The sequence below is a fragment of the Pseudomonas sp. NFPP12 genome, assembly GCF_900103205.1.
In the GTDB taxonomy this organism is placed as follows: domain Bacteria; phylum Pseudomonadota; class Gammaproteobacteria; order Pseudomonadales; family Pseudomonadaceae; genus Aquipseudomonas; species Aquipseudomonas protegens.
On record NZ_FMWW01000002.1, the window covers coordinates 477,776 to 504,187 of the forward strand.

Consider the following 26,412-nt stretch of genomic DNA (forward strand, 5'->3'; position numbering starts at 1 on the left):
ATTGGGACCATGACCCAGGCCGATAACGATGAAAACTGACATTCCTGGTGATAAAAACTCACAACTCTCGCGACGGCGCCTGCCCCCGCTGAGCGCCTTGCGCTGCTTCGAAGCCGCTGCACGCCTGGAAAGCTTCACCCAGGCCGGCGCCACCCTGCACCTGACCCACGGCGCCATCAGCCGTGCGGTGCGCGCCCTGGAAGAGGACCTCGGCACCCCTCTCTTTGAGCGCCGCAGCCAGCGGGTCTTTCTCACCGCCGCCGGAGCCGAACTGCTGCACAGCGTGACCCAGGCCCTGGACCTGATCGAGAGCACCGCCAGCCGCCTGCGAGCCCCGGCTCCCGCAGCACCGCTGGTGCTGTCCTGCGAGCCGACCCTGCTGATGCGCTGGCTGATTCCGCGCATGCCGGGGTTCTATGCCGAGCACCCGCAAGTGCCGATCCAACTGCTGGCCGGCGGCGGGCCCTTCTCGTTCGGTGCCGGTATCGACCTGGCGATCCGCCGCAACGACTTTGCCTGGAGCCGCGACACCCAGGCCCACTGGCTATTCGACGAAGCCATAGGCCCGGTATGCCGCCCCGAGCGCCAGGCCGACTGGACCCCGGCAACGGCCGGGCTGGCGCAACTGGCGGCGCAGGCACCGCGCCTGCACAGCGCCACCCGGCCGCACGCCTGGCAACAGTGGCTGCAATTGCAGCAACAACCGGTTGCCCCGACGCCACCGGAGCAGGTCTTCGAGCACTTCTACTTCAGCCTGCAAGCGGCCGTGGCCGGGCTGGGTCTGGCCATTGCCCCCTGGCAACTGGTGCGTGACGACCTGGAGGGCGGGCTGCTGTGTGCGCCCTTCGGCTTTGTCGCCGATGGCAGCGCTTATTACCTGCTTTCCCCCCAGGCCATAGACCCGGATTCGGCCAGCGGAAAACTGCTGCACTGGCTGCGCCGGCAAGCCCTGGCGTAGGCACTCAGGCAGGCGGGGCCACGGCCCCCAGCGCCGGGTCCTCGCCGCTGAGCAATTGCACCAGGGCCAGGGCCCCCTTCTGCAAAGGCTGGTTCTTCAACCACACCGCGTGCACCGGCAACACCAGGCCGTTGTCGATGTTCTTGAAATGCAACCGTTGCAAGCGCCCCGCCGCCAGCAACGGCTGGATCACCGACAGCGGGAAATTGCCCCAGCCGATCCCCGCCTCCACCATGTGCAGGGCCATCGCCAGGCTGTCGGTGCGCCACAGCGACTCGCCCACCAGGGGCCGGGTATCACTCAGGGGCAGGTCGCGGCTGGCCACCACCACCTGACGGACCTTGATCAGCTCTTCCAGGTACAGCGAACCGTCACTGGCCTGGAACACAGGGTGCCCGGCACAAATGCAGGCAATCATCCGCTCGCAGCCCAGGTACTGGAAATACTCCAGGGCATTCACGCTCAACCCGGCAAAGGCCACGCCGACGCTGACCCGACCACTGTGCAAAAGGTGCAGCACGTCATCCTGGGGAGCACTGAGCAGCTCGACTTCCAGCAGCGGATAACGCTCGGCAATCAGCTTGATGGCGGCCAGTACCCGTTGCTTGTCGATGTCATCCACCACCGCGATCGACAGCTTGCTCTCCAGGCCCAGGGACAGCTCGACGGCATGCACCTGCAATTGCTTGAGCTGGTCGGCAATCAGCCGCGCATGGGGCGCCAGGGACAAGGCCAGCGACGTGGGCAGCGGCTCGCGGTGGCTGCGATCGAACAGCGCATACCCCAACTCCGCCTCGAGGTTGGCGATGCCCATGCTCACGGCCGAAGGCACCTTGCCCAAAGAACGCGCCGCCGCAGAAAAGGAGCCGCGATCGAGCACGGCGAGAAACAACTGGATGCTGTCGCTGGAGAAGTTCATGAGAAACAACCTATCAGGAAAACTGAAAGCTTCCGACTTTTTCTGTCACCTTGATTGAAGCTATCTTCCGCGCCCTGCGCCACCCTCAGGCTGGCCATTCCCATTCAAAATCGAGGAACCCGCATGCAAGGCGTGAAACGCAAACTGGTCTATGTCTCTTTATTCGAAGTGTTCGGCATGACCTTCTCGGCCCTGGGCCTGGCCCTGCTGTCCGGCACCTCGCCCAGCAGCACCGGGCCGCTGGCGGTGGTCATCACCAGCATCGCGGTGACCTGGAACTTCATCTACACCACCCTGTTCGAGCGCTGGGAAAGCCGCCAGCCATCGCGCACCCGTACGGTCAAGCGGCGCATTGCCCATGCCGTGGGTTTCCAGTTGACCCTGATCGTGTTCCTGATCCCGCTGATCGCCTGGTGGATGGCGATCAGCCTGGTGCAGGCCTTTCTCCTGGACCTGGCGCTGATCCTGTTCATCCCCTGCTACACCTTTGCCTTCAACTGGCTGTTCGACCGGGTTTTCGGCTTGCCGGCCTCGGCCCTCCCCGATCCGGCCTGAGATACCCGTATCGGCAAATTGATCGTCGCCGAGACGACACCACGCTGTTAGATTCCCATGGCCATCCAGTACCACGAACAAGGAAGCGTCATGGGAACCCGCTGCAGAATTCTCGGTAAAGCCTCGTCCATCAATGTCAGGAAAGTCTTGTGGACCTGTGAGGAGCTTGGGCTTTCCTACCAGCAGGAAGACTGGGGTAGTGGCTTTCAGTCCACCCATACCCCCGAGTTTCTCGCCCTCAACCCCAATGCCCAGGTACCGGTGCTGATCGACGACGCCGGGGTCCTGTGGGAATCCAACAGCATCTGCCGCTACCTGGCCAACCTGCACCCCGGCAGCGGCCTGCTGCCCACGGCCCCGCGCGCCCGGGCCCTGGTTGAACAGTGGATGGACTGGCAGGCCACCGAGCTGAACCCGTCCTGGAGCTATGCCTTCATGGGGCTGGTGCGCCAGCATGCGGATTACCAGGACAGCCAGCGCATCGGCGCCAGCCTGCTGGCCTGGAATGCCAAGATGCAAATCCTCGAACGCCAGCTCGAGCGCTCGGGCGCCTATGTTCTGGGCGAGGATTTCAGCCTTGCGGATATCGTTCTTGGCCTCTCGGTGAATCGCTGGAAGATGACCCCCATGGAGCACCCGGCCTACCCCGCCGTGGCCGCCTACTACGAACGCCTCAGCCTGCACCCGGGCTTCATGCTGCACGGGCGCAATGGCATCGCCTGAGCTGGCCATCCCTCCTCTGGCCCATCGGAGATTCGAAATGAACGGACTTAACGTACTACTGACCGGCGCTTGCGGCAGGATCGGCAAGGTGTTTTTTCAGGGCTCCCAAGAGCGCCACCGCTTCACCCTCACCGATCGGGTAGAGCCGGACTTCGAAATCCCCGCGCCACACCGCTTCGTGCGCCTGGACCTCGACGACCCGCAAGCCATCGGCCGCCTGCTCCCGGGGATCGACGTCATCGTGCACCTGGCCGGCATTCCCCATGCCAGCGCCAGCTTCGACGAGTTGCTGCCGAACAACATCCTCGCCACCACCTACCTGTTCGAGGCCGCGGTACAGGCCGGTTGCCGGCGCCTGGTATTTGCCAGCAGCGCCCAGACCATCGAGGGCTACCCGGTGGACCGGCAGATCACCCCGGGCATGCCGGTGATGCCAGCCAACCTGTATGGCGTGAGCAAGTGCTACGGCGAGGCGCTATGCGCCTTCTATGCCGCCAAGCGCGGGCTGTCCTGCATTGCCCTGCGCATTGGTGCGTTCGAAGACCCGAAACACCACGAACTGACCACCACCCGCGACCTGAGCGCCTGGCTCAGCCCACGGGATGCAGTGCAGCTGCTGCAACGGGCAGTGGAAACCCCGGGGGTGCAACTGCTGATCGGCCATGGCATTTCCAACAATCGCTTCAAGCGCCTGGACCTCAGCGAAACCACCCGGGTGCTGGGCTACGAACCGGTGGACGATGCCTTCCAGGAAGATTTCGGCATTCCCATCACCTACTGAGCCACCACCGGGCACCCGCCGTCACGCGCGGGTGCCCGGCGTTGCGCTATAAATCCGGCAGATGTAACGAAATACGACAATAAATCAGCGCATCCTCCGGTTTACGCACGTGGATTCACAATCCTTGGTTTCCGTTAGCAGGCTAAGATTTCCGCTCTGTGTCCTGTGGAATTCCCTGCATGCCCGCCTCTGCCCCGCTCACCAGCGACCTCGACCCTCAACGCGCCGCCGGCATCAGCGCGCGCATCGACCGCCTGCCTGCCGTGGCCACGATCTGGCGCCTGGTGGCGCTGCTGTCCATTGGCGGTTTTTTCGAGCTGTACGACCTGTTCCAGACCGCCTACATCAGCCCGGGGCTGATCCGCGACGGGATCTTCGCCAGCGGCAACCAGGGGGTGTTCGGTTTTTCCGACCAGGCGGCCTTCGCCTCGGCGACCTTTCTCGGCCTGTTCCTCGGCGCCAGCCTGCTGAGCCCGATAGCCGACCGTTTCGGACGCCGGGCGATCTTCACCTTCGCCCTGATCTGGTACACCCTGGCCACGGTGCTGATGGGGCTGCAGAGCACGGCGTTGGGGATCATCTGCATGCGATTCCTGGTGGGCATCGGCCTGGGCATCGAACTGGTGACCATCGACGCCTATCTCAGCGAACTGGTGCCCAAGCGCATGCGCAGCTCGGCCTTCGCCTTTGCCTTTTTCGTGCAGTTCCTGTCGGTGCCGGCAGTGGCGCTGATGTCCTGGTGGCTGGTGCCCCAGGCGCCCTGGGGGATCTCCGGCTGGCGCTGGGTGGTGCTGGCCAGTGCGGTGTTCGCCCTGTTCATCTGGTGGTTGCGCTCACGCTTGCCGGAGTCGCCACGCTGGCTTGCCCAGCACGGGCGCTTCGACGAAGCCGACCGGATCCTGCAAGGCCTCGAGACCCGTTGCGCCCGGGACTACGCCAAGCCGCTGGATGAGCCCGAACCCCAGGCCGTGGATATCCAGGGCCGTGGGCGCTTCGCCGATATCTGGCAACCGCCCTACCGCCGCCGGGCCCTGATGCTGATCGTGTTTCACGTGTTCCAGGCCATCGGCTTCTTCGGTTTCGGCAACTGGCTGCCGGCGCTGCTGTCGGGCCAGGGCGTGAGCGTCACCCACAGCCTGCTGTACGCCTTCATCATCACCCTGGCCTATCCCCTGGGGCCGCTGCTGTTCGTGCGTTTCGCCAACCGCTTCGAGAACAAGTGGCAGATCGTCGGCTCGGCCCTGGGCGCCATGACCTTCGGCACCTTGTTCGCCCTGCAGAGCAGCGCCCTGGGGCTGATTGTCTGCGGGGTGATGATCACCTTCTGCAATGCCTGGCTGAGCTTCAGCTACCACTCCTACCAGAGCGAATTGTTCCCCACCAACATTCGCGCCCGGGCGGTGGGCTTCTGTTACTCGTTCAGCCGTTTGTCGACGGTGTTCAGCAGTTTGCTGGTGGGCTTTTTCCTCGAGCATTTCGGCACGCCCGGGGTCCTGGCCTTTATCGTCAGCAGCATGCTGATCGTGATCCTGACCATCGGCCGCTTCGGGCCGCGCACCCGCAACCTGGCCCTGGAAGACATTGCCCACGCATGAAGACGGCGCCGGCAGCGGTTGCCTGAAAGCGGCAAGACTTGTCCGCTTGCTGGCAGCCACGACCGGCGTCTTGAGCCAAGCCCTTGATATACAAGGGCGTATCAATCGGCATGGAACTTGCTAAAACCTCAGCCTAGTTCTCTTACACAGGTTCCCGATCATGTTGGTCAACGCCCAGAAATCCGTTTCGGTGCAGCCCACCTCGCGCACCGATATGGACCCGACTACCGCAGCCGCCAGCGCGCTGTACAGCGGCATGCTGCAACAGGCCCAGAACTCCGTGACCTATCCGGCGTCCCAGTCCTCCAGCCAGCAGGCCAACAGCGTGGACGACAACGTCAACGCCGCCTTCGCCAAGACCCGCGTGCTGCTCCAGGCCACGCCACCGACCGCCAGCGCCGCGCAGGCTACCAGCGCGACGGAAACCGGCGCGCTGAGCGAGTTCAAGGACTACATGAGCAAGACCCCGGAACAGCGCCTGCGCGACAGCATCCTCAAGGACATGGGGCTGACCGAGGAAGACCTGAAGAACCTGCCGCCAGAGCGCCAGCTGGCGATCAACCAGGAAATTGCCCAGCGCCTGCAGGACAAGATGCAACTGGCCAAGGAAGAGAAAGACGCCAAGGACAGCGCCAAACCGGTGGACGAGAAGTTCCTCGCCGCGCTGTAACCCCGCTGGACGCAAAAGGGTTCCCCATGGGAACCCTTTTTTGTGCCCGGCGAAAACCGGCTACTGCAACTGCAGGGTCGAGTTGAACTGGCTGATGGCATCCACGACGTGCCGCGAGCCCTGCTGGATCTCCAGGATCACCTCCCCTGCCTCATTCGCCAGTTCGACCCCGAGCCCGGTGCGGCTCAGGCTCGACTGCATGCTGGTCACCGCGCTCGTCGACAGGTCGTGGTTCTTGCGCACCACCTCGACGATTTCCACCGTCGCCTGGCTGGTGCGCGCCGCCAGGCTGCGCACCTCGTCCGCGACCACGGCGAAACCGCGCCCGTGCTCACCGGCACGGGCGGCCTCGATGGCCGCGTTGAGGGCCAGCAGGTTGGTCTGGTCGGCGATCCCGCGGATGGTCTGGACGATGCTGCCGATGATGTCCGACTGCTTGCTCACCGCATCGATGCTGTGGGCCGCTTCATTGAGGTCATGGGAAATCTGCTGAATGATTTCCACGGTCTGCTGCACCACCTCCGAGCCCTTCTGCGCACAGGCGTCGTTCTGCACCGAGGTGCTGTGGGCGGACTCGGCGGCGGAGCGCAAGGTGGTCATCTGATCGGTGATGTCGCTGGCGATCTTCACCACCTTGTACAGGCGGCCCTTGGTATCGAACAGCGGGTTGTAGGAGGCTTCGAGAAACACCGTCTGCCCATACTTGTTTTCCCGCTCGAAACGATGGGAGTGAAACTCGCCACGGTTCAACGAAGCCCAGAATTGCTTGTACTCCGGGGATTCAGCCTCGGAACGGTGGCAGAACATGCTGTGATGCTGGCCAACGATTTCATTCAGGGTGTACTGCATGGTCTTCAGGAAGTTGTCGTTGGCGGTGATGATCCTGCCGTCCGGGCTGAACTCGATGATGGCCATGGAACGGCCGATAGCGTTCAGCAGGCTCTGGTTCTCATGTTCGACATGGATGCGTTCGGAGATGTCCGACGCCACCTTGATCACACTGCGCACCTGACGATCGGCATCGAACACCGGCATGTAGCTGGCTTCGAGCCAGATCTCCCGGCCACGCTTGTCCAGGCGCAGAAAAGTCCCGCTGACCGGTTCGCCACGCCCCAGGTCGCGCCACAGCTTGCTGTACTCCTCGCTGCGATAGAACTCTTCCTCACAGAAAATCCGGTGATGCTTGCCACGTATATCTTCTGCGGAGTAGCCCATGACCTGGCAGAAGTTTTCATTGGCATCCAGCACGATGCCATCGGGCGAGAACTCGATCATCGCCATGGAACGACTGATCGCCGCCAACTTGGCGTTGGCCTCGCTCAGCGCACAGTTGAATCGTTCGATTTCCAGCAGGTCAGCCTTGTGATGTAGGTTAAACATGGTTGTATCACCTTCAACGCTGTCTTTTGATTGACGGAAGTTTCTAGTCTTTCAACTGATCCACCACAACGATCTATAAAACAGGGCAAGCGCCTCCCTCCATATGAGAGAGGAAGTGTCAGGTGATAAATGATGTTTAATCGGAGAGTCCATGTTGCAACGCTCTTATCAAGCCATCCTTTACTTGATGCCCCATTTCCGGGCCTGACCTAACAAAGTTAAGAAACTCCATCTAAATCGACACTCCTGATACTGCGGTGCCTCTAACTGCGCACTCTCGCCTTTATTCATGGATTCAATACTGCGCCCTGGATGAAGGTCGCACGCATACCGGTTACAACGGCGCAGGCCGCGCGGGACGGATACTCATAGGCCAACAGATACGAATTTTCACAATTGAGCATAGACAGCCGCAGTCTCTATGCAAGGCCACCAGTCAGTCTGTTTTCACAACTTTCGAGGTATTGAAGTGCATTCGCGACAAGTAACAAACAAGACATAAACAGAGCCTGGGGCAAAGCCCGGGAAGCTCCCGCACTAAAACTCTTCGAGGGTCGACAGAAACGCCTGGACCAGAACACTCGACTCCCGCCCCGGCGCCGCTACCAGGGCGAACTCCCGCTCCACTCCTGTGCTCAGTTCCAGCACCCGCAGCCCTTCGCGCTGCACCGGTAACGTACTCTGTGGCACCAGAGTCACTCCCAGCCGCTCGCGCACCAGGCTGAAGGCACTGTTCCATTCCCGCACCTCCACCCGGACGTCGGCCAGGGGGATCCCGGCCTCGGCGGCCAGGCTGCGGGCATTCACCGAACAGCCCCCGGTGGCCAGGACAAAGGGCTGCGCCAGCAAGGTTTCAAGGTCGATGGTCGAGGCCTGCCAGGGGTGATCTTCAGGTAGTACCGCGACCCACGAATCACGCCCCAGCAACCAAGAGCGGCGCTCGGGGGCCGGGTTGAGCACGACCCCAAGGTCCACCAGTTGCGCCTCTAGCAGCGTTTCGACCTCATCATCACTGACCTCCAGCTGCACCACCTCGATGCCCGGATACAGCTGCTTGAAACGCCGCAGCAACGGCGGCAGGAAAGTCGCCAGGACCATGGGAAAGCCCGCCAGTCGCACACTGCCTTGAGGAATGCCCCGCGCCGCGTCCACCTGCCGGCGGACCTCGGCCAGGGCCTCGAGCATCACCCGCGCCTGGGCCAGCACCTGCAAACCGATCGCCGTGGGCAGCGCCTGGCGGCTCTCGCGGACAAACAGCTGCACCCCGAGCATGTCCTCCATCTGGGCCAGGGCCTGGCTGGCCCCGGACTGGGTCATGCCCACCTGCTCGGCGGCCCGGGTGATGGTGGCGCACTCGGCAATCGCCACCAGCAGGCGCCAGTGCATCAGGTTCATCATGGCAGTAGCTGTCCTTATGGTAGTGTTCTGAAAGATTAATTTTACCCATGTTGCCACCTTGCACGACACTGGCTCGCACGTTCACCAGAGACCTGCCGATGAAACTCTACTACGCCCCACAAGCCTGCTCCCTGGCCTCCCATATCGTGCTGCGCGAGCTGCAATTGCCGTTCGAGGCCATCCGCGTCGACAACCGCAGCAAGCGCACCGCCGACGGCCGGGACTTCCTCGCCATCAACCCCAAGGGCTACGTAGCCGCGCTGCAACTGGACAATGGCCAGGTCCTCACTGAAGGCCCGGCCATCCTGCAATACCTCGCCGACCTCAAGCCCGAGTCCGGCCTGGCCGCGGCCAATGGCAGCTGGGAGCGGGTGCGCCTGCAGGAAACCCTGAACTTCATCACCAGCGAAGTGCACGGGATCATGGGCTGGCTGTTCAATCCGGGGTTCGATGATGGGGTGAAAGAGGTGTTCAAGCAGAAGTTGTTCAAGCGCCTGGCCTTGCTCGAGCAGACGCTGGAACACCAGGACTACCTGCAAGGCGCGCAGTTCGGGATCGCCGATGCCTACCTGTTCACCGTCCTGCGCTGGACGGCATTGTTCGCCATCGACCTGGCGAACTGGCCGGCGCTGTCGCGGTTCCAGGCCCGGGTCGAACAGCGACCGGCGGTACGCGATGCCCTGGCGCTGGAACTGGCCTGAGGGGAGAGAACACGAAGCCCGCGGGGCGGGCTTCGTCAAAGTGATCAGTGGCCGAAGATATTCACTTCGGTCTTCTTGGCCTTTTTCTCGGCGCGTTTCTCGTCTGCGCTCTTTGCCGGCTTTTTCTTGGCATTTTTCTTGGCGTTCATACCTTTGGACATGACGTTCACTCCACTGATGCGGGAAAGGCTTCAGGTATAGCACCTATAGTCGGCCAGGGTTCTTTTATAATCCGCCGGCCCCTGTTGCCAAATCCGGAAACCTCATGCCCGACCTCCAGATCAACCTGCTTGCCGAGGTTGAACGGCCCTTGCTGAACAAGTTCTATCGCCAGCACCGGTCATCCATGCGCGCCGCTTCCGAGGGCCAGCTCTGGGTTGCCAGAAGCAGTAAAATCATCGCTGGCATGAGCCTGAGCCCTACAGCTGAAGGCTATTGGCTGACAGGCCTGTTCGTCGCCCCGACCAGTCGCGGCCAGGGGCTGGCCACCCAGCTGGTGGGGCAGGCCGTGCAAAGCGTCGAAGGCCCGGTCTGGCTGTTCTGCCATCCGGACCTGCAGGCCCTGTACCGGTCGATGGGCTTCTGCAGCACGACCTGCCTGCCACACGCCTTGAACGAACGGCTGGCCCGCTACCAGCGCAGCAAACCGTTGCTGGCCATGGCCATCGACCGGCCTGGGTCGAGGCCCTGACACCGGGCGGGCCGGGGCTTATTCGTCGGCGTTGGGGTCGAGGTCGGGAAACAGCACTTCGGTGAAGCCGAACTTGCTGAAATCGCTGATCCGCGAGGGGTACAGCCGGCCGATCAGGTGATCGCACTCATGCTGCACCACCCGGGCGTGGAAACCCGAGGCCACGCGCACAATGGGCTCGCCCCTGGGGTCGAAACCTTCGTAGCGAATGTGCTGGTAGCGCTGCACCGCGCCGCGCAGGCCGGGAACCGAGAGACAACCTTCCCAGCCCTCTTCCAGCACCGGGCTCAAGGGCGTGATCAGCGGATTGATGAGGATGGTTTGCGGCACCGCTTCGGCTTCCGGATAACGTTCGCTGTGCTCGAAGCCGAAGATCACCAGTTGCAGGTCGACACCGATCTGCGGCGCCGCCAGGCCGACGCCACCCACGCTTTCCATGGTCTGGAACATATCGTCGATCAGTTCCCAGAGCTCGGGGCTGTCGAACATTTCCGGCGGTACCGGCGGGGCGATGCGCAGCAGGCGCTCATCGCCCATCTTGAGGATTTCACGGATCATGATCAGGCTTCGTCAGTGGTCGGCTTGAGCGAGTGGTCCCGGCCCAGTCCCGAAACGTGTTGTTTTTCGTCGTGCTGGTCAAAGTCCTTTTCGCCAGGGTCCTTGCCTTCGGCCGACATGTGTTCGATCACCGCGTTCATCTCCGCTCCCAGCAACAGCACCGCGGCGGAGATATAGAAGTACAGCAACAGCACGATGATCGCTCCGATACTGCCATACATGGCGTTGTAGTTAGCGAACGTCTTCACGTAGTAGGCAAAACCCAGGGAAGCGACGATCCATACCACCACCGCCAGCACCGAGCCCGGGGTGATGAAGCGGAACTTCTGCTGCACATCGGGCATCACGTAGTACATCAGGGCCACGGCCACCATCATCAGCAGCACGATCACCGGCCAGCGCAGGATGGTCCACAGGGTGACGATGAAGTCCTCCAGGCCCACCTGCCCCGCCAGCCAGGCCATCACCTGCGGCCCCAGCACCATCAGCGCCGCGGCGGCCAGAAGCATGCCGGCAATGCCCACGGTGTAGAACACCGACAGCGGGAAGCGCTTCCAGATCGGCCGCCCCTCGACCACGTCGTAGGCGGCGTTCATCGCGCTCATCATCAGGCGTACACCCGCCGAAGCGGTCCACAGGGCGATGACGATACCGATGGACAGCAGGCCACCCTTGGACTGCTGCAATTGATCGATGACCGGGTTGACCTGCTCCAGGGCCTCGTGGGGCAGCACCAGTTCCGACTGCAGGCGCAGCCAGGTGAAGAAGTCCGGCAGATGGAGGAAACCGATCAGGGCGATCAGGAACAGAATGAAGGGGAACAGCGAGAACAGCATCTGGTAGGCCAGTGCCGAGGCGTAGGTGGACATCTCGTCCGCGATGAACTCATTCACCGTGCGGATCAGTACCCGGTGCAGGGGCAAACCTTTGAGGTCCGGAAAAATCATAGCGTCTCCTTTCGCCGCAAAAAGGTTGAAGTCGATAGCGACTCAGGGGGCGTTTTCTACAACAAATTAGCCTAGTTGGCGAACCGCAACCATTTCCAGTGGCCGATTCCCCTCTCTCACCCACACCTCACATGAAAACGGCCATCCGTGGATGGCCGCTGCAGTGGGTCATCGAACAGGCCGTTTTCAGGCCTTGTCGATGGTCTTTTTCACTGCATCCTTGGCTTTGCCCACCGCTTGCTGGGCTTCGCCTTTCTTCTCCTGCAGCTTGCCTTCAGCCTGCAGCTTGGTGTTGTCGGTGGCTTTGCCAACACCTTGCTTGACGTTACCGATGGCTTCGTTAGCCAGACCTTTTGCCTTATCCGCTGTGCTGCCCATGGTATTTCTCCGTAGAACATTCATTGATCGAACAAAGGGGATTGCGTCGTTACTCAAGGTTGACCCGCGGCTTTCGCGCAGAGTTTCAATTATTTTTGCCGGGCATTTCATCGCGCCGCCCAGGTAGCGCTTTATGTTTGCCGGGCAACCCGGGAGAATGCTCCCCCTGTTCAGGCCAAGCACTGAAGATCCAATCCCCGTAGGAACGTTATGAAACTCGATAAAAAGCAGGCTATCGCCCGCAGGAACCAGGAACTGGGCGGTGCGGTGCTGGGCGTCAACAACTGCCATTTCGCGGAGCTGAACCGCAACCGCAATATCTGGTGGTTCGATATCCTGGTCACCCGCCTGGCCATCGGCCAGTACGAATGGGTGCACCTGCTGCTGCACACCCCGGACACCGATCAACTGCTGCACCTGAAAGTGCCTACGGTGTTCCTGCGGGAAAAACTCGAAGGCCTGGTGATCCGCAACGAAGGCAAGCGCAAGGCCGCCCTGAGCCTGGAGTTGAGCGCCGACAAGGACTCCTTCCTCAAGGACGTGCGCCCGGCCGGCACCGGCGTGAGCTTCGCCCAGTTCCAGCAGTAAGGCGGGCGCCGCCCAATAAAAAAGCCCCGCACTGGCGGGGCTTTTTTGTGGGCGCTGCGGCTTACTTCTTCACGCCGAGCTTCTTCAGCTCTTCGTCACGCAGCTCGCGGCGCAGGATCTTGCCGACGTTGGTGGTTGGCAACGCATCGCGGAACTCAACAGCCTTGGGCACCTTGTAGCCGGTGACATTGGCACGCATGTGCGCCATCACCTGCTCCTTGGTCAGGGTCACGCCCGGCTTGACCACGATGAAGATCTTGATGGTCTCACCGGATTTCTCGTCCGGCACGCCGATCGCCGCGCACTGCAGCACGCCCGGCAGCGAGGCCAGTACGTCTTCCAGCTCATTGGGATAGACGTTGAAACCGGAGACCAGAATCATGTCCTTCTTGCGGTCGACGATGCGGATGTAGCCATTGGGCTGGATCAGCGCGATATCACCGGTCTTCAGCCAGCCTTCGCTGTTGAGGACTTCATCGGTGGCATCCTGGCGCTGCCAGTAGCCCTTCATCACCTGCGGGCCCTTCACGCACAGTTCGCCGACTTCGCCCAGGGGCAGCTCTTCCCCGGCGTCGTCCACCACCCGGCACAGGGTCGAAGGCACCGGAATGCCGATGGTGCCGATCTGGATGTTCTGGATCGGGTTGACCGTGGCCACCGGGCTGGTCTCGGTCATGCCGTAGCCTTCGCAGATCGGGCAGTTGGTCACTTCCTTCCAACGCTCGGCCGCCGCCAGTTGCAGGGCCATGCCACCGGACAAGGTGACTTTCAGCGCCGAGAAATCCAGCTTGCGGAACGCTTCACTGTTGCACAGGGCGACAAACAGGGTGTTGAGGCCGACAAAGCCGCTGAACTTCCACTTCGACAGTTCCTTGACCATCGCCGGCAAGTCCCGCGGGTTGCTGATCAGGATGTTGTGGTTGCCCATGAGCATGATGGCCATGCAATGGAAGGTGAACGCATAGATGTGGTACAGCGGCAGCGGGGTGATGAGGATCTCGCAGCCTTCATTGAGGTTTGAGCCCATCAGCGCCTTGCACTGCAGCATGTTGGCCACCAGGTTGCGGTGGGTCAGCATGGCGCCCTTGGCGACCCCGGTGGTGCCACCGGTATATTGCAGCACTGCCACGTCGCTGCTGGCAGGGTTGGCTTCCTGCACTGGCTGGCCATGGCCCTTGCGCAGAACGTCATTGAACTTGACGGCCTGGGGCAGGTGATAGGCCGGCACCATCTTCTTCACGTACTTGACCACGCTGTTGATCAGCAGGCGCTTGAGCGGCGGCAGCAGGTCCGCCACTTCGGTGACGATCACGTGCCTGACCCCGGTCTTGGGTACCACGGCCTCTGCCAGGTGGGCCATGTTGGCCAGGCAGACCAGGGCCTTGGCGCCGGAGTCGTTGAATTGGTGTTCCATTTCCCGCGCGGTGTACAGCGGGTTGGTATTGACCACGATCAGGCCGGCGCGGATCGCACCGAATACCGCGATCGGGTATTGCAGCAGGTTGGGCAGTTGCAAGGCGATTCGATCGCCGGGCTGCAAATCGGTATGCTGCTGCAGGTACGCGGCAAAGGCCCCGGACAGTTCGTACAGTTCACCGTAGGTGATTGTCTTGCCGAGGTTGCTAAAGGCCGGTTTGTTAGCGAAACGTTGGCAGGACTGCTTCAACACCGCCTGAATATTCGGATACTCGTCTGGATTGATATCGGCAGCAATCCCAGCTGGGTACTTATCCTTCCAAAAGTCTTCGATCATGGAAGCCCACTCCTCAGCAACGCGAATTCATCACCGCATTTGATGCGATTATTATTTGTCTGTGTTTTTTATTGGTGTCTATTGTTGGTGAGTCTGGCTTTTACTTAGGCCGAGAAGTCACAAAGCGCGCCGAGAGTAGCAGCTTTGGAAAAGGCCGACTAGAGCCAAAGAAGGCCTGAATAGTCACAAAAATGACTCAAGACACTTTAATAGTCACTTTTAGAGTAAAAATTCTACCCACCTGAATTCCGCTCTGGCCCGGGGCTTTGCGCCCCTCGGAATGCAGAGCGGGCAAGCCGGTTGCGCCAACCGGCTTGCCCGCCAGGTAAAAGCCTGTAAGCGCGCGCCGGTTTTGGCACCGTTTTGCACGTTAATTGGCACCGCGAGGCGTGCGCCGCAGCGGCAAATTTTGCGCCGCGTTTGGCACCTGGGTAAACCGACGATGCCTACGCCGCCCGGGCAGCGGCTGGCCAGGCTTCGGATACGGGAGCGGGCTGACCTTGCAGCGCTTCAGCCAGGACTGCTTAATCAAATAGATATAGCGGAACTGTCTGAGCCTATGGATCGTTGCGCGATCCAGATTTTCGCGCAGGAACTGTGCCCGACCGCCACTTGCTTTGTGCCGACTTAATAGCTGGCTGTGGTAGGTCTCGCCGTCCAGTTCGTAGAAGCTTGTCCAGTGGTGTCCAAAGTAGTGGAAGTTCGCGGCCTGATAAACCACGCCCCAAGCCCCACAGCGCTCATCAGCAAAGGATTGAATCCAGGCCACTGTTGGGCATGCACGCCTGATGTATTTGAAGCAGTAGCTTAGCGCACGACTTTCGCTGTTATGCGGCGCGATGTCATCGAGCCACATGCGGTTCAACTCCAGGTACTGACCTATCTCTGTGCCTGCCACGATCTTGTCAGCAGCCCTCGGGTTGAGGGCATAGCCAAACTGCAACACGCCGCGCATAACCCCATGCACCCAAACACCTAAATGGATGAAGCTGTTGGCGACGACGCGCCTTGAGTAGTGATTGGCCTTGATGATTCTAACCGCGTCAGCCCTGGGGATAACCGCGATATAGAAGTCGCGATGCCCAAAACCTGCTATGGCCTCAGTGCCAGTAATGAAACCGGGCTGCACTGCTGTTGGCGCGGTGAAAATGCCGGGGTGCGGCGGGTGATACGAGGGTTTCTGTTTTGCCACGAGTTGTTCCCATGTATGGAGACACTCGTTGGCGTTCTGTGGGGCAGCTCGTGGCCGTCTTGCTATTCAATGTCTGTGTAGGTTGTAACAACCGCTTACGCGGGCAAGCAGACGGCTACAGCCGCCCCAAAGCGACGGTCATTTAAGCCACTCAAGCCAAACAGGAGCTGCTGGCCGACACTCAAACAGCGGGAAATCTGACGATTGAGGCCACTCACGTAGCGCTTGCATGTATGTGAGCAATTCCTTGAACTGCTCGGGAGACAACGTTGTGGGTTTACCAAGCTCTAGCTCGTCACGGTGCCGATCTCGAATGCTGGACGAAGTCAAAAACGCTTGATCACGCCAAAACCGCTCTTCATCAGCCAGTTGTTCATCTGTTGGTCCCGGAGCATCAACAGCCACCGGAAAGCCGTTTTCATCTGGTACAAGGAGCTTGCCCGCAGACTCACTCAACAGCAGCACATCACGGGCGCCCTCACTGATGCGTTGCCCACCGTTGTCAGTCAGAGAGAAAGCAAAGCGGGCGTCAGCATCAATCCATTTTGCGTAAATCATAGAAAACCTCTCTTAGTAGTTTCCGAACGCCAACCATTTGAGCTGTCCCGTGCCCGCTGCCGCTGATGTAACTGAAAATCCGGTTGTCGATGATGCGGATACGTTCGTATAAGTGCCTGCGGGAGAACTGTTGCTGTACATGTTGTTAATCTTCAGATCTAGGTGACTGATCGCCGAAAACTGCAAAGGAAAAGTCACGCTTGCAGCAGTAGTTGTTCCCCACTGCACAACAAAACGGCCCAGCCACGACGGGAAAGCGATGTACCCATTTTCCCCTATGCTGATGGCAAAGCCCCATTTCGCCTTTTTAGCCGTTAAAGCTGCCGAGTCATCAACCCCTGCATTCATCTCAGTAATCGTTGCGATCCTCACAGCCCCGCGCTGGGTTTCGGTGGCCTGAGCTTTTATTGCGGCGTCGGCTTCGGTCTTGGTGTAGGCATCAGTGATTCCATAACCCGAAAGGGTCGTGGCTTTTGCGGCCTTGCCAGACAACGCATTGTCCATCAGGGTCTTGGTGTAGGCATCAGTGATTCCATAGCCCGAAAGAGTTGTGGCTTTCGCTGCCTTGTTCGCGAGCTCGCTTGTCATCGTCGCGGCGAAGTTGGGATCGTTGCCTAGTGCGTCGGCAAGCTCTTTGAGCGTATCGAGCGCAGCCGGAGAGGAAGCGACCAAATCCGCGACTCGGGCCTGAATCTCTGATTTAGTCTCTTGTTTTGTGTACGCATCAGTAATTCCGAAGCCAGCAATAGTTGTCGGCTTACCGTTGAGCTTTGACCATGTGTTTGCAATGGCTTGAATGGCCTGAATGGCCTTCAATAACTGAGAATCGTCAGCAGCATCCAGGCTCATGCCTGCCCCTTCGACGATGTGAACAAGTTCCCGCTGTATCGCGTTCAACCACGCTGCCTTGAGCAACGTAGCGTCTACACCTGCTCCGGGGTTTCCCTCGGTAAACTCACCAAGAGCGTTTGCCGACGCGGTACTCGCACCGATCTTTTGCATTAGTTGTCTCCGTAACCGAACAGCAGAATGGATTCGGCGGGTTTCATTTGATTGAGCCTGCACTCCAGTGGCTTATTGCCCCATGAAGCCAACGGGTCACCCGCTCCTGTGATTCCTGCAACGGCCTGATTGACCGTGACCGCTGGCGCGTTGACGCGCCATGTGAACGCCCAGTCGCCGCCGTTGATTGCGTCACCTGCTCGCGCTATGCCTGCACGAGCTGGGCGAAAGGTATCGATGGTTATGTCGTAGCCCAGGGACTTTGCCAGGGCGATAAAAAAAGACCGACTTTGACCGCCACGACCTTGCAGCTTGCTGACAACCGCCTGCACACGCTGGCGAACCGATTGCGGCACACCAACAAGGCAAGGATCTGGTAGGGCAAGCACGCGCTCCCAGTCGGTAAGCCCCATTCCAGAGTCGGCAAAAATGGCGCTGTAATTCGCCTCGGCTTGAGCATCGGACAGTGTCAGAGCGTTGGCCTCGGCTTCGATGGCAGCCGATAGGCGGGGCGCCGAGCCGTCATATGAAACTGGCGGGAGCAGCAGCCGGAGCTGGTCGGCAAGACTTGTCATTGCATCAGCCCCAGTGTGATGGTGCCGGGTCGAATCCAACCGATCAGGCTGGCGTCATCAGAAGCTTTGACGTTTCCGGCCGGGGCCGTAACTGAGCGATCTGTAACACCGGCCAGATTGTTGAGCATGGCCTCAATCTGTGAGCGCTTGAGCATCTCGCGAGGCTTGAGCGCCCCTAACAGAGTGTTGTACGCCGCCTGCGCGGCCACTTGCACGTCAGCAAGCTTGTAACCGTCCGCCAGCTCTACCAGAGCTGTGGAATCGACTGTGCGGACCACCGGGGCATAAACCCACACATCGGCAATCACCGAGCATTCGCCCAGGATGAACTCCTTGCAGTTGGCTATGACTTCGGCCGATGGGGTGCCGGTGCTGGCGGTGATCACCACGTCGACAGTACCCGCGCCACGCCGCATGGGCAGCACCAATGCATCTGCCACACCGTCCACGCTTCTGGCCCAGCGCTTGAAGTCATAAGCCGTGCCACCTGCTGGCGGCGACTGTATGAGGTCCAGGAGCCGGGCAAGCAAGGACTCGGTCTTTTCCTGATCATCACCACCGGTAGTCTCACCAGTGAAGCTGGCAGCCGAATCCATGCCCAACGGCGGGCTGGTGAGTACAAGGCCACCGGTCAGCTTGTTGAGATGGGCGCCGACAGTCTGCGCCCGGACAAGAACGGTTGCAGTGCCATCGGTGCCAATTGTCGCGCTAGCTAATGCGTCGAACTTCTCGCCGGTCACAACATGAGTGAGGGTGGCCCCTGGCAACAACTCGACACCTACAGCACCTTTCAGCGCGACGGCCCCTGTCGCCGCTACAGCGCCCTTGCGCAGCACTCCCCGAATGGCAGCCGCATGCACCAGTTCTTCTTCGTCGGCGGTGTCTGGGAAGATCTGGCGATACACCCAGGCGAGCTTCTGATACAGGCCCTCGACAGCCGCAGCAACGGCAGCAGAGCGCACATAGTTGTCACTGTCGGTGCCGATATCAGCCTCGGGCTGAAGGTTGCGAATGTCGCGCAAGATCGCGGCGAGAATGGTTTCCAGGGATGGCGCAGAAAAGGCCATATCAAATCACCCTTACAGGTTGGCGAAACACCTGCGGATTGCCGGTGGCGTCGATGATGTCGATTTGCAGGTCGAGCCAGCCGTTATGGGGCTGCTCGGCGGTGATGGTGATCTTCTTGGCGCGACCATCATCGAGCAGGGGCTTGAGGGCCTGCTCGGCGTATTGCTTTGCCAGGATGCCCACTCGGGGCAGATCCTTTTCGCGGCGAAGTTCATACAGGCGTGAGCCCAGGGCTGGGTCTTTCCACCATGTGCCGAGTGGCGTAATAAGACGGATGTAAACGGCGTTCGCAAGCGTATTGATACGCCGCCCCGTTAAATCGCCAGTAGTTGAGTTTATGCCTGCGTCCATGGGATGGATGATGCAGGCACAAAGGGCATTTCTTATTTCAGGTCGGTTTAAGGGTGTTCTATTTAGTTAGGAACCCTAACAGCACTCAGTACCGGATTAATTTGAGCGTTGTGGCCGTTGGGTAACAATCTACCGAAAAACAGAACCGTCGCGCCCTCCAAGTCCTCTGCTACAGCCCCATGAATCTGGTGTAGAACTGAGCACTCATCAGAGTTCAGCAGAAAACTGAATTCAGACCACTCCCCACTATTCAGATAATACCCACCGAAACCTCTACTATTCACCTCGTAGATCGGCCCCCAAAAACCATAGATTTTATTAGGCTCGCATCTGTGTAAATTCACCTCTGAACACCTGACAAATAGCTCGTCAGCGGTTCCTTGAATATAACCCGGGATATCCAAAACTCGCGTATCGCCAATGAATTTGTCTGACATCAAACGATCTAGCAGCCAGGACAAGGATCTACGCAACGTAACCGGTCCAGCTGCCCCCTGAGCTAAAGACACGACACCTCTTTGATCCTGGACATAGTCAGCAAACGAGTGAGCTGGAGTTAGTTGTGGATTACCCCACGGCACGTCAATGATTATATGAGTCTGTGGATTATAGTTTGCGTCGTCATCTACCGCAGCATCATATTTCCAATCACTTATAGACGACGCCTGCGTGCAGCCAGGTCCATGAAAAGCACCAAAACAAGCAGCCCGCCCACCAGAAGCTTTGCGAAAGTAAGACTTATGGCAACACTCAGGACAAATCAGATTCCTCCTGTAGTTGTGCAGCGTATGAGGATGTAGCGCCTGAAAAACCACCGTGTCATATGTGATCAAATCATTCTTGCAAACTGCATGTTCCATCTGTGGTTTCCTCCCTATCCAAGCGCCAATAGATAGCAGAGTTTCACTGAGGGCGCGATGGCTTAGGGCCGCCACCATGGTCATGTTGATTATAAATATCTCGATCTGCCTGCATGCTCCGCACACCGTCCGAAATTTCACCATCGGCCTTGATACTGCCTTGCGTATACTGGTCCCCGGTGATTTCAACCATCGGCGTATCAAACTGAATTTTATTCCGAGCCTTCACAACAAGCTCATCAGTCACAATCTCGATAACCCGCCCACGCTTCATATGAACGCAATCACCTTCATCGGTGTACAGCGAAACCTCCCCATCCTTCAGCGCCAATCGGTAACGCCCATCCTCACTGGCAACAACTACTGAGTGTTTGCTGTTCCCACCGACCGGGATAACGATGTACTCAGCACCCGGCAGCGGCGCAGAGCTGAAGCCGTAATACTGGAACTGCTCGCCCACCACCGCCTCACCCGCCAGCCCTTGCATCTGCACACCAATCAGCTTGCCGTGCGTGTTACGAGCTGCAACAGCCCGGAAGGGCAATCGAAAGCCAGACATCACGCGACGGACCTGCTCGCGCACCAAACGCCCCATATCGGCCATTACGCCCCCCTGATCATCTGAATAAACGCAGCATCGGCATTGGTTTTGCCCTTGTGCTTCTTCAACTTGTTGCCATCCAACACCCACATCTTGTCTTCACGCAGGCGCAGCTCAGTTATTTCCCCCTCACCACGGGACAGCCTGAGGGTGCGTGACATAAGAAAGTAGGTGTCATTGAGTCCATGCGGCTCACTGCGGACGACTACCCGCTGTCCAGGAGCCCATACCCGCCCATTGTCGGCACGATGCCCTTTGACGATGGCGCGTATTTCAAAGCCCTCCAAGCGGCTGTCAGCGAGGAGCTTCCTGGCGCGGGTCGTGGCCATGTCCTGGTTCTCACTGGAGCTATCGATTACCACCTTCGGACGGAAGATCCCGCGACGCGCCAGCGTCTCGTCCTGGATCACCGAACGCAGGTGAGCACGCTTGGTATCAAGCCCGTCGTTGTCGTACTGCCCGTGTTGGCCCAGGACCGTTATCTGGCTGTATCGATTGGCAATTGATCGACGAACACTCAAGCGCTCAACGTTGTTGCCCATGCCGTCCTCACGCAGTACCAATGTGCCGACTGGTGGCGCGGTGTAGTCCGGCCCACCGATGATCAAACGACCATCCGGCTCAACCCAGGGCCATAGCCCATTTGCCTCAGAAACCTGTAACAGCGCCTCCCAAGCGGTCTGGCCGGGCTCCACCTGGACCAATCGCCTGGTCTTGGCCTTGTCTGCGCGGATCTCGACTTGATAAGCCCCCAACGGCTTAACCACCTGCTCCAGGATCTGCGCCAGTGATGCCTCACGCATCGAAACAAACGGCGCCGAGCAGTCAACCAGGGGCGCCGCGTTGTCCCGGCCGTTGATCCGCATGGCAATACCACGGCGGGATATGTCGTGTTCAAACTCATCGATTTGCCCAGTCAAAACCCGGTCGCCATCCAGTGTTAGCGAACACGGCGCCCCTTCCTTGATCACCTCCGGGAGACGCAAAGCGTTCTTGGTGTGCAACTCAAGCTCGAAAGCGTCAGCCGGGGTCAACAAATCGGATTCGACTGACCAGCCGTCCCATGAGTCATGGGCCAAGCCACCGATAGACAGGCGAATGGATGGCATAGGGTTATTCAGCATAAGCACGCAGCACCTTACCAGCCGGGATGTTATGGGGGTTCTTGAGGTCAGGATTAAGGCGAATCAGTTCCACTGAACGCGCATGGTCGCCGTACCAACGGTGGGCCAGCAGGCGAAGGCTTGCGGGCGTCTGCACAACCCGCTCAATCATGGGCGGGCTTTGCAGTATTACCTGACGGCCTCGGGCTTGAATCATGGCGGCGGTGTTGCGTAGCGCCTCAATAACTGGCCGCGAGTCCTCGACACTGAAAAGGCGGCGCTGAAGCAGGATTGAGCCCTGGACCAACGAACGCACCAAGTTAACCAGCCCCTCGACCTCCACCGGGCTCAGCGTTGGCTTCTTGGCTTCAGCCTCAATCAAGATTGCCACCGCCTGAGCATGGGCAACCGCCAGCTCAGTGACGACCAGGACGACCAAGGAAAAGGCGCTGGCCTCCACCGGGTCATCAGGCATGCGATTCGGCAACAGACCCGCATCAGGAGCCACGCCCTCGCGGGCGCTTATCAGAAAACCGTTTCCCACCCTGGCAGCGTCAGTGGTCAAACCATCACCGCCCGGCATGGCGGCTGGAATGCCAGACCGCGAGAGCAAGGCCAATGAGGAGCTTGGAGTGCTGCCCTGTACAGAACTGCGGATTTGCGCTGGAGTTCTAAACAGGTCGCTTAGCGGGTCGAACGCGGCCGATGGATGTTTCGCCATTGACGCAACGCCAGATACAACTCCCAGAATCTGCGAGCGCAATTGCTGCACGCGCAAGAAGATACCCGGCAGCCCTAGCGCCTTCTCGATCAACCCCACCCAGCCCCCGCCAATCCACGACTGAATCTCAGCGACCAGGGAATCGATTCGGCCGAACAGGTCGAATATCCCATCCTGCCACCTGTATTGATCTTCAGGCTCCAAAACGCCGATATCGACAAACTCAAATTGCCGGGCGAAAAACGGCAGGTCTGGTGTGTCCTCAACGAACACCAAGCTAACCACGGCAGCATCAGGAGCATCCGCTACATGCTTGATTTCGACATTCTGAGACACGACGCTCAGACTGCCGTAAATCGGGTGTATCAGCTCGCCAGGGCCGATAATCTCCAAAGCACGAATAATGTTCTGAAGCTCAATTTCATAGTTGACCCCGAACACCACCAGTTGCATGGGAAAGCGGCGCGCACCCCGACCAAGATCCCGGACACTGTCTCCATCTTTAAAAGGGGTGCCATGCTCAGCCAGAGAGCGCTGCCACTGTACGCTCTCCTCAACAACCTGAATCGGAACACCCCGAAAGGATGCGTCCAGCAAAGTTTCTGCCCAACTCATTGGCCGCGCCTCATCTGGATATCCGTCCGGCGCTCAACCTCAGCCTGTATCAAGTGCGAATCCATACGCAGCTCGATCACCAAGGGCTGATCAAGAAGTCTCTGTAGCCGGGCCTGGGCCGCAGGCGTCTCAGTTCCCGCGCTCACAGCCCGGTTTGCCACACCTGCCGCCCACTGATTGGCGCCGTCGATAGGCAGACCCGCAGCCGTCATGCCCGTTTGCTGATGCGTCAAGCGTTGCGCCTGGGACGACAGCCAGTCCGAGGACTGCTCAGGGTTCTGTGCCGCGAGGTCTATCCGGTTGCGATAGAACGCGGTCTGATAGGCCCGCTGGCCGTCATCGAGCAGCACGCTACGCTGAGCATCACGCAGTCGCCCCTCATCGGTACTGGCACTGGCTCCCCCCACTTGCGTGGTGCCGAAAGCAAGCGCCGCTGGAGCAAGCCAGGGCGCTATAAACCCGCCCGGCTTGCCATTGCCCTGGGAAGGCTGTCCGCCCGGCAGGTCCGGCAGACCTGCACCCGCAAGCATGGGCGCAGGCCAGTTGGTGACGAAAACCGAACTCACGCCAGTGGCCTCCTCCAACACCTTACCAACCGCAATGTTCTTCAGTGTCTCAGGCCCCCCCATGAACTTGTTGAGCAGCGCCCCTGCGCCTGCTTTGGCACCACGCCCCGCGTAATAGCCGCCAACCCCCAAGGCTGCACCACCGAGTAGCATCTGCTCTCCGGACAGGTTCAGGTCATCGAGCAGATAGTTCCCCATATCTGCTAGCCCTTTGTTTAGTGGGGTTGCCATCCGGTCAATTGCTTCATTCAGAGTCGCTTTAACGCGGGCAGCGGAGCCACTGGCGCTATGGGTGTTTTCCTTCAGGTCGCGATTGAAGATCGGCGAGGAGGTTTCCAGCTCTTTGGCCCCTGACTTGAAGTCGTCGAGGCGTTCGCCAGTCAGCATGCTGCGCATGCCACGAACGGTGTCCTGGTCCATGCCTTTAAAGACAATGCCCATGAACTTGGCGCGCTGCTCATCGGTTTTCATCGCGCTGTACTTCCTTTTCAGATCTTCGAAAACCTCCATTGGGTTTCTGGAGCTGCCATCCTTCTTGTTGAAGAACTGAACACCACTAGCCTTAGTGATCTGATCCCGGTATTGCTTGTTGCTGAAAACTCGTAGGGTCGACTCCGCCAAAGTCCCCAGCCGGTCAGGTTGCAACTCCACCTTAGAAAGCGCCTCGGTAAAGGCCAGGGCCTGCTCAATGGACATACCTGCCGCAGACGCAACACCGCCAATTTTCGGAAACAGGTCGGACAGGTTCTCCAACTCGGCATTTCCCAAACGACCAGCGACTGTCATTTTTTGCAGGAGATCAAGGGCCGCGTCGGCCTTGTTTAAGTCGATATTGAATGCACTAGCCGCTGCTACAACCGCCTTACCCAAAACGGCAGAGTCCGCACCTGTGACGGCGGTTGCCTGCCCGATGGCATCGGCTGTCTTCTTGGCCGGGTCATACTTGACCCCGGATGCAATGAGCGTATTGAAACCGCTGTCCACATCCTCCCGACTGATGCCGTAGTCGGTGGCGATCCGGAAGCCCTCACGCTTCCAATCCTCTTTCTCCTCGGGTGACATGTCGGCGGTTTGCTTGGTGCGGATCAACTGGCGGTCTAATCGAGCGCTACCCGTCAGGCCAGCAACAACTCCTACCCCCAAGCCAAGTCCAGCTAGTTGGCCCTGAGCGGAGCTACCGAAGCCTTTAAGTCGGTCAAACTCCTGACGCACACCAGCAGCTATAGTCTTGAGGGCTCGCAGGTTGCGGCCACCATTCTGAGCCAAACGCCGAAAAGCCGACTCAGTGCGCTCAACGCTTTGGCGCAAAGGCTGCACACCTTGCCTATCAGCCCCGCTCAACTCGGTTTTTGCATTGCGGGCGGCTGTACGAGCAGCATTAGCCATCTCTTTCAGTTCGGCCGTGGTCTTGGTGAATTCGAATCGAGTATCAGCCCCGGCCTTTGCTGTCTCGCGCATCGAGCTACGCATGGTCTTGTAGCTAACCGCCCCGGCTTGGCCGATCTTGGTAACAGCCGCGCCAGCCTTCCATGCTTCATCGGCCAGGGACTTTGCCCCCTCCTTACCTGCTTTGCGCAAGTCACGGTTGAGCATCTCGACCTCGCGCCTACTGTTGCCCGAATGGGCCTGTATACGAAGCGCGACGCGCAGATCGGAACTCATTCAACACCCCCGAAGGTCTTGCAGATACAAGAAAGGCCCGGAACCGAGCCTTTCGTTACTTGGGTTTAGGCAGCGGTACACGCTTGCGTTGGGCGACGTAGCGTGTGCCCTGGACCTTGCCGATAATCAGCCCGATGCGGGCCTCTATTTCCGGCTTGGTCATCTTGCGAATTTCGTCTAGCCGGTAGCCGTTCCGGACAAGCCCATGCTCGATCCTTCGCCAGTCGGCGATACCGCGCTCAGCGGCTTGAGCTTTTTTTCCAGTTCGGCGTCAGCGTCGGCGATGATGGCGAGGTCGCTCTCATGCAAGGCGCCACACAGAAGCTCTGTAGTTAGCGCCCCCTGTGGAATATCCCCCAGTGCCAGCAACTGGCGCCGGTACACGTCCACGGTAATCAGTTGCAGGGGGCCGCTCGGGTACTCCTGCTGGGCGTTAATCAGATCACCCGTTACCGGCGCCCGTAACGTGAAATCCTTATGGTGACTTCCGGCGTAATAAACGCCGATACCCAGACACCCGGTTATGGTCAGGCCGTCCCATTGTTTGCTCGCTTTTTCGGTCATCTTGTTATTCCAGGTAGAAGTTCAGCGCGGTGATAGTCAGATCCCGGGTAGCCTCACCCTCGACCTGATACTTGGAGCCCATTTCCGCCAGTGAGCAGCCGGTCCAGGATTGGCGCTTTCCGCCCCCATCCTGGGGATAGATGGTCAACTTGGCGTCCATCAGTGCGCGCCAATCGGGCTCACCCGCTTTCGGAATCGGAACAGAGATTTTCAACTCATGCTCTTCAATACCCTTTGCCGTGCCAGTTGGGCGACCGGTGCGGTTCATGGTTTTCACGACCTTGCGACCAGTCTTTAGGCTTGGCTCAACGCTGGTCACTTCGTAGTCAGTGCCATTGATCTCCAGGACAATTTGTCCCACATAGTTATCAGCCATTCG

General features: G+C 59.6%; 29 protein-coding genes. 9 read left to right on the top strand and 20 right to left on the bottom strand.

Translation table 11 applies throughout. From position 1 onward, the window contains the following. The first annotated feature begins 28 nt into the window (after positions 1–28). The gene (locus BLS75_RS09790; protein ID WP_041119577.1) at positions 29–958 is read left to right on the top strand and encodes a LysR family transcriptional regulator; all 930 of its coding nucleotides are present in this window, start codon (positions 29–31) and stop codon (positions 956–958) included. Positions 959–962: 4 nt separating this feature from the next. Here BLS75_RS09790 and BLS75_RS09795 read toward each other — a convergent pair whose 3' ends face one another. After that, entirely contained in the window at positions 963–1,877 is a 915-nt protein-coding gene (locus BLS75_RS09795) for a LysR family transcriptional regulator (RefSeq protein WP_072450742.1), read from the bottom strand. Between the two features lie 123 nt (positions 1,878–2,000). Here BLS75_RS09795 and BLS75_RS09800 point away from each other — a divergent pair, with 123 nt between their 5' ends. The 5 genes from BLS75_RS09800 to BLS75_RS09820 all read left to right on the top strand — a co-directional run bounded on the left by BLS75_RS09800 (position 2,001) and on the right by BLS75_RS09820 (position 6,201). Next, on the top strand, positions 2,001–2,432 hold the full coding sequence (locus BLS75_RS09800) for a PACE efflux transporter (RefSeq protein ID WP_015636721.1): 432 nt from the start codon (positions 2,001–2,003) through the stop codon (positions 2,430–2,432). Between the two features lie 90 nt (positions 2,433–2,522). Further along, on the top strand, positions 2,523–3,155 hold the full coding sequence (locus tag BLS75_RS09805; RefSeq protein ID WP_011062840.1) for a glutathione S-transferase family protein: 633 nt from the start codon (positions 2,523–2,525) through the stop codon (positions 3,153–3,155). A gap of 37 nt (positions 3,156–3,192) precedes the next feature. Further along, on the top strand, positions 3,193–3,936 hold the full coding sequence (locus BLS75_RS09810; protein WP_015636722.1) for an NAD-dependent epimerase/dehydratase family protein: 744 nt from the start codon (positions 3,193–3,195) through the stop codon (positions 3,934–3,936). A 179-nt stretch (positions 3,937–4,115) separates the two neighbouring features. Further along, entirely contained in the window at positions 4,116–5,531 is a 1,416-nt protein-coding gene (locus BLS75_RS09815) for an MFS transporter (RefSeq protein WP_019093580.1), read from the top strand. A gap of 160 nt (positions 5,532–5,691) precedes the next feature. Next, complete coding sequence (locus BLS75_RS09820; protein ID WP_011062843.1) at positions 5,692–6,201, top strand: hypothetical protein; 510 nt, start codon at positions 5,692–5,694, stop codon at positions 6,199–6,201. 60 nt (positions 6,202–6,261) lie between these two features. Here the strand turns inward: BLS75_RS09820 and BLS75_RS32725 are convergent, their stop codons facing one another. After that, complete coding sequence (locus BLS75_RS32725) at positions 6,262–7,581, bottom strand: methyl-accepting chemotaxis protein (RefSeq protein WP_015636723.1); 1,320 nt, start codon at positions 7,579–7,581, stop codon at positions 6,262–6,264. A gap of 537 nt (positions 7,582–8,118) precedes the next feature. Beyond that, a complete protein-coding gene (locus BLS75_RS09830) occupies positions 8,119–8,979 on the bottom strand; it encodes a LysR family transcriptional regulator (RefSeq protein WP_041774414.1) in 861 nt (286 codons plus the stop codon). 98 nt (positions 8,980–9,077) lie between these two features. On the opposite strand from BLS75_RS09830, the gene gstA reads away from it, so the two are divergent. Next, complete coding sequence (gstA, locus tag BLS75_RS09835) at positions 9,078–9,680, top strand: glutathione transferase GstA (RefSeq protein WP_041119583.1); 603 nt, start codon at positions 9,078–9,080, stop codon at positions 9,678–9,680. A gap of 265 nt (positions 9,681–9,945) precedes the next feature. Beyond that, complete coding sequence (locus BLS75_RS09840) at positions 9,946–10,371, top strand: GNAT family N-acetyltransferase (RefSeq protein WP_072450743.1); 426 nt, start codon at positions 9,946–9,948, stop codon at positions 10,369–10,371. 18 nt (positions 10,372–10,389) lie between these two features. Here the strand turns inward: BLS75_RS09840 and def are convergent, their stop codons facing one another. The 3 genes from def to BLS75_RS09855 all read right to left on the bottom strand — a co-directional run bounded on the left by def (position 10,390) and on the right by BLS75_RS09855 (position 12,254). Further along, the gene (gene def, locus BLS75_RS09845) at positions 10,390–10,929 is read right to left on the bottom strand and encodes a peptide deformylase (protein ID WP_011062848.1); all 540 of its coding nucleotides are present in this window, start codon (positions 10,927–10,929) and stop codon (positions 10,390–10,392) included. Between the two features lie 2 nt (positions 10,930–10,931). Beyond that, positions 10,932–11,876 carry a YihY/virulence factor BrkB family protein gene (locus BLS75_RS09850; RefSeq protein WP_015636729.1) on the bottom strand — a complete coding sequence of 315 codons (945 nt, stop codon included), beginning with the start codon at positions 11,874–11,876 and terminating at the stop codon, positions 10,932–10,934. Between the two features lie 186 nt (positions 11,877–12,062). Further along, the gene (locus BLS75_RS09855; protein ID WP_011062850.1) at positions 12,063–12,254 is read right to left on the bottom strand and encodes a CsbD family protein; all 192 of its coding nucleotides are present in this window, start codon (positions 12,252–12,254) and stop codon (positions 12,063–12,065) included. Between the two features lie 210 nt (positions 12,255–12,464). On the opposite strand from BLS75_RS09855, the gene BLS75_RS09860 reads away from it, so the two are divergent. Further along, positions 12,465–12,842: a hypothetical protein gene (locus BLS75_RS09860; protein WP_015636730.1), complete on the top strand. Its 378-nt coding sequence runs from the start codon at positions 12,465–12,467 to the stop codon at positions 12,840–12,842. A 61-nt stretch (positions 12,843–12,903) separates the two neighbouring features. Here BLS75_RS09860 and fadD1 read toward each other — a convergent pair whose 3' ends face one another. The 14 genes from fadD1 to BLS75_RS09920 all read right to left on the bottom strand — a co-directional run bounded on the left by fadD1 (position 12,904) and on the right by BLS75_RS09920 (position 26,409). Next, complete coding sequence (gene fadD1, locus BLS75_RS09865; RefSeq protein WP_011062852.1) at positions 12,904–14,595, bottom strand: long-chain-fatty-acid--CoA ligase FadD1; 1,692 nt, start codon at positions 14,593–14,595, stop codon at positions 12,904–12,906. 370 nt (positions 14,596–14,965) lie between these two features. After that, complete coding sequence (locus tag BLS75_RS09870) at positions 14,966–15,787, bottom strand: Mom family adenine methylcarbamoylation protein (protein WP_072450744.1); 822 nt, start codon at positions 15,785–15,787, stop codon at positions 14,966–14,968. A gap of 138 nt (positions 15,788–15,925) precedes the next feature. After that, positions 15,926–16,345: a phage tail assembly chaperone gene (locus BLS75_RS32055; RefSeq protein WP_072450745.1), complete on the bottom strand. Its 420-nt coding sequence runs from the start codon at positions 16,343–16,345 to the stop codon at positions 15,926–15,928. Between the two features lie 12 nt (positions 16,346–16,357). After that, positions 16,358–17,347 (bottom strand): hypothetical protein, encoded by a 990-nt coding sequence (locus BLS75_RS32390; RefSeq protein WP_072450746.1) that lies wholly within the window; start codon positions 17,345–17,347, stop codon positions 16,358–16,360. Continuing rightward, on the bottom strand, positions 17,347–17,922 hold the full coding sequence (locus tag BLS75_RS09880) for a YmfQ family protein (RefSeq protein ID WP_072450747.1): 576 nt from the start codon (positions 17,920–17,922) through the stop codon (positions 17,347–17,349). The genes BLS75_RS32390 and BLS75_RS09880 overlap by 1 nt, the downstream gene beginning before the upstream one ends. After that, the gene (locus tag BLS75_RS09885) at positions 17,919–18,989 is read right to left on the bottom strand and encodes a baseplate J/gp47 family protein (protein ID WP_072450748.1); all 1,071 of its coding nucleotides are present in this window, start codon (positions 18,987–18,989) and stop codon (positions 17,919–17,921) included. The genes BLS75_RS09880 and BLS75_RS09885 overlap by 4 nt, the downstream gene beginning before the upstream one ends. Position 18,990: 1 nt before the next feature. Beyond that, positions 18,991–19,341, bottom strand: coding sequence for a phage GP46 family protein (locus tag BLS75_RS09890; RefSeq protein ID WP_072450749.1), 351 nt, complete (start codon positions 19,339–19,341; stop codon positions 18,991–18,993). Between the two features lie 62 nt (positions 19,342–19,403). Continuing rightward, a complete protein-coding gene (locus BLS75_RS32060; RefSeq protein WP_143031424.1) occupies positions 19,404–20,201 on the bottom strand; it encodes a hypothetical protein in 798 nt (265 codons plus the stop codon). 43 nt (positions 20,202–20,244) lie between these two features. Beyond that, a complete protein-coding gene (locus tag BLS75_RS09895; RefSeq protein ID WP_072450750.1) occupies positions 20,245–20,805 on the bottom strand; it encodes a phage baseplate assembly protein domain-containing protein in 561 nt (186 codons plus the stop codon). Continuing rightward, complete coding sequence (locus BLS75_RS09900; protein WP_239690655.1) at positions 20,805–21,926, bottom strand: phage baseplate assembly protein; 1,122 nt, start codon at positions 21,924–21,926, stop codon at positions 20,805–20,807. The genes BLS75_RS09895 and BLS75_RS09900 overlap by 1 nt, the downstream gene beginning before the upstream one ends. Next, entirely contained in the window at positions 21,916–23,241 is a 1,326-nt protein-coding gene (locus BLS75_RS09905) for a DNA circularization protein (protein ID WP_072450752.1), read from the bottom strand. The genes BLS75_RS09900 and BLS75_RS09905 overlap by 11 nt, the downstream gene beginning before the upstream one ends. Further along, a complete protein-coding gene (locus tag BLS75_RS09910) occupies positions 23,238–25,469 on the bottom strand; it encodes a phage tail tape measure protein (protein ID WP_072450753.1) in 2,232 nt (743 codons plus the stop codon). Before BLS75_RS09910 ends, BLS75_RS09905 begins: the two co-directional genes overlap by 4 nt. A 177-nt stretch (positions 25,470–25,646) precedes the next feature. Continuing rightward, positions 25,647–26,033, bottom strand: coding sequence for a hypothetical protein (locus BLS75_RS09915; RefSeq protein WP_072450754.1), 387 nt, complete (start codon positions 26,031–26,033; stop codon positions 25,647–25,649). A gap of 4 nt (positions 26,034–26,037) precedes the next feature. Beyond that, a complete protein-coding gene (locus BLS75_RS09920) occupies positions 26,038–26,409 on the bottom strand; it encodes a phage tail protein (RefSeq protein WP_072450755.1) in 372 nt (123 codons plus the stop codon). Between the last annotated feature and the right edge of the window lie 3 nt (positions 26,410–26,412).

Excerpts from the sequence above, each read along its gene's own strand:
- BLS75_RS32725 (WP_015636723.1), bottom strand. The coding sequence starts at position 7,581 with ATGTTTAACCTACATCACAAGGCTGACCTGCTGGAAATCGAACGATTC.
- BLS75_RS09895 (WP_072450750.1), bottom strand. The coding sequence starts at position 20,805 with ATGGCCGATATGGGGCGTTTGGTGCGCGAGCAGGTCCGTCGCGTGATG.
- gstA (WP_041119583.1), top strand. The coding sequence starts at position 9,078 with ATGAAACTCTACTACGCCCCACAAGCCTGCTCCCTGGCCTCCCATATC.
- BLS75_RS09885 (WP_072450748.1), bottom strand. The coding sequence starts at position 18,989 with ATGGCCTTTTCTGCGCCATCCCTGGAAACCATTCTCGCCGCGATCTTG.
- BLS75_RS09880 (WP_072450747.1), bottom strand. The coding sequence starts at position 17,922 with ATGACAAGTCTTGCCGACCAGCTCCGGCTGCTGCTCCCGCCAGTTTCA.
- BLS75_RS32055 (WP_072450745.1), bottom strand. The coding sequence starts at position 16,345 with ATGATTTACGCAAAATGGATTGATGCTGACGCCCGCTTTGCTTTCTCT.
- BLS75_RS09805 (WP_011062840.1), top strand. The coding sequence starts at position 2,523 with ATGGGAACCCGCTGCAGAATTCTCGGTAAAGCCTCGTCCATCAATGTC.
- BLS75_RS09850 (WP_015636729.1), bottom strand. The coding sequence starts at position 11,876 with ATGATTTTTCCGGACCTCAAAGGTTTGCCCCTGCACCGGGTACTGATC.
- BLS75_RS09810 (WP_015636722.1), top strand. The coding sequence starts at position 3,193 with ATGAACGGACTTAACGTACTACTGACCGGCGCTTGCGGCAGGATCGGC.
- BLS75_RS09800 (WP_015636721.1), top strand. The coding sequence starts at position 2,001 with ATGCAAGGCGTGAAACGCAAACTGGTCTATGTCTCTTTATTCGAAGTG.
- BLS75_RS09855 (WP_011062850.1), bottom strand. The coding sequence starts at position 12,254 with ATGGGCAGCACAGCGGATAAGGCAAAAGGTCTGGCTAACGAAGCCATC.
- BLS75_RS09915 (WP_072450754.1), bottom strand. The coding sequence starts at position 26,033 with ATGACCGAAAAAGCGAGCAAACAATGGGACGGCCTGACCATAACCGGG.
- BLS75_RS09860 (WP_015636730.1), top strand. The coding sequence starts at position 12,465 with ATGAAACTCGATAAAAAGCAGGCTATCGCCCGCAGGAACCAGGAACTG.
- BLS75_RS09830 (WP_041774414.1), bottom strand. The coding sequence starts at position 8,979 with ATGATGAACCTGATGCACTGGCGCCTGCTGGTGGCGATTGCCGAGTGC.
- BLS75_RS09905 (WP_072450752.1), bottom strand. The coding sequence starts at position 23,241 with ATGAGTTGGGCAGAAACTTTGCTGGACGCATCCTTTCGGGGTGTTCCG.
- def (WP_011062848.1), bottom strand. The coding sequence starts at position 10,929 with ATGATCCGTGAAATCCTCAAGATGGGCGATGAGCGCCTGCTGCGCATC.
- BLS75_RS09815 (WP_019093580.1), top strand. The coding sequence starts at position 4,116 with ATGCCCGCCTCTGCCCCGCTCACCAGCGACCTCGACCCTCAACGCGCC.
- BLS75_RS32060 (WP_143031424.1), bottom strand. The coding sequence starts at position 20,201 with ATGGAACATGCAGTTTGCAAGAATGATTTGATCACATATGACACGGTG.
- BLS75_RS09920 (WP_072450755.1), bottom strand. The coding sequence starts at position 26,409 with ATGGCTGATAACTATGTGGGACAAATTGTCCTGGAGATCAATGGCACT.
- BLS75_RS09840 (WP_072450743.1), top strand. The coding sequence starts at position 9,946 with ATGCCCGACCTCCAGATCAACCTGCTTGCCGAGGTTGAACGGCCCTTG.
- BLS75_RS09795 (WP_072450742.1), bottom strand. The coding sequence starts at position 1,877 with ATGAACTTCTCCAGCGACAGCATCCAGTTGTTTCTCGCCGTGCTCGAT.
- BLS75_RS09790 (WP_041119577.1), top strand. The coding sequence starts at position 29 with ATGAAAACTGACATTCCTGGTGATAAAAACTCACAACTCTCGCGACGG.
- BLS75_RS09890 (WP_072450749.1), bottom strand. The coding sequence starts at position 19,341 with ATGGACGCAGGCATAAACTCAACTACTGGCGATTTAACGGGGCGGCGT.
- BLS75_RS09910 (WP_072450753.1), bottom strand. The coding sequence starts at position 25,469 with ATGAGTTCCGATCTGCGCGTCGCGCTTCGTATACAGGCCCATTCGGGC.
- BLS75_RS09820 (WP_011062843.1), top strand. The coding sequence starts at position 5,692 with ATGTTGGTCAACGCCCAGAAATCCGTTTCGGTGCAGCCCACCTCGCGC.
- fadD1 (WP_011062852.1), bottom strand. The coding sequence starts at position 14,595 with ATGATCGAAGACTTTTGGAAGGATAAGTACCCAGCTGGGATTGCTGCC.
- BLS75_RS09900 (WP_239690655.1), bottom strand. The coding sequence starts at position 21,926 with ATGCTGAATAACCCTATGCCATCCATTCGCCTGTCTATCGGTGGCTTG.
- BLS75_RS32390 (WP_072450746.1), bottom strand. The coding sequence starts at position 17,347 with ATGCAAAAGATCGGTGCGAGTACCGCGTCGGCAAACGCTCTTGGTGAG.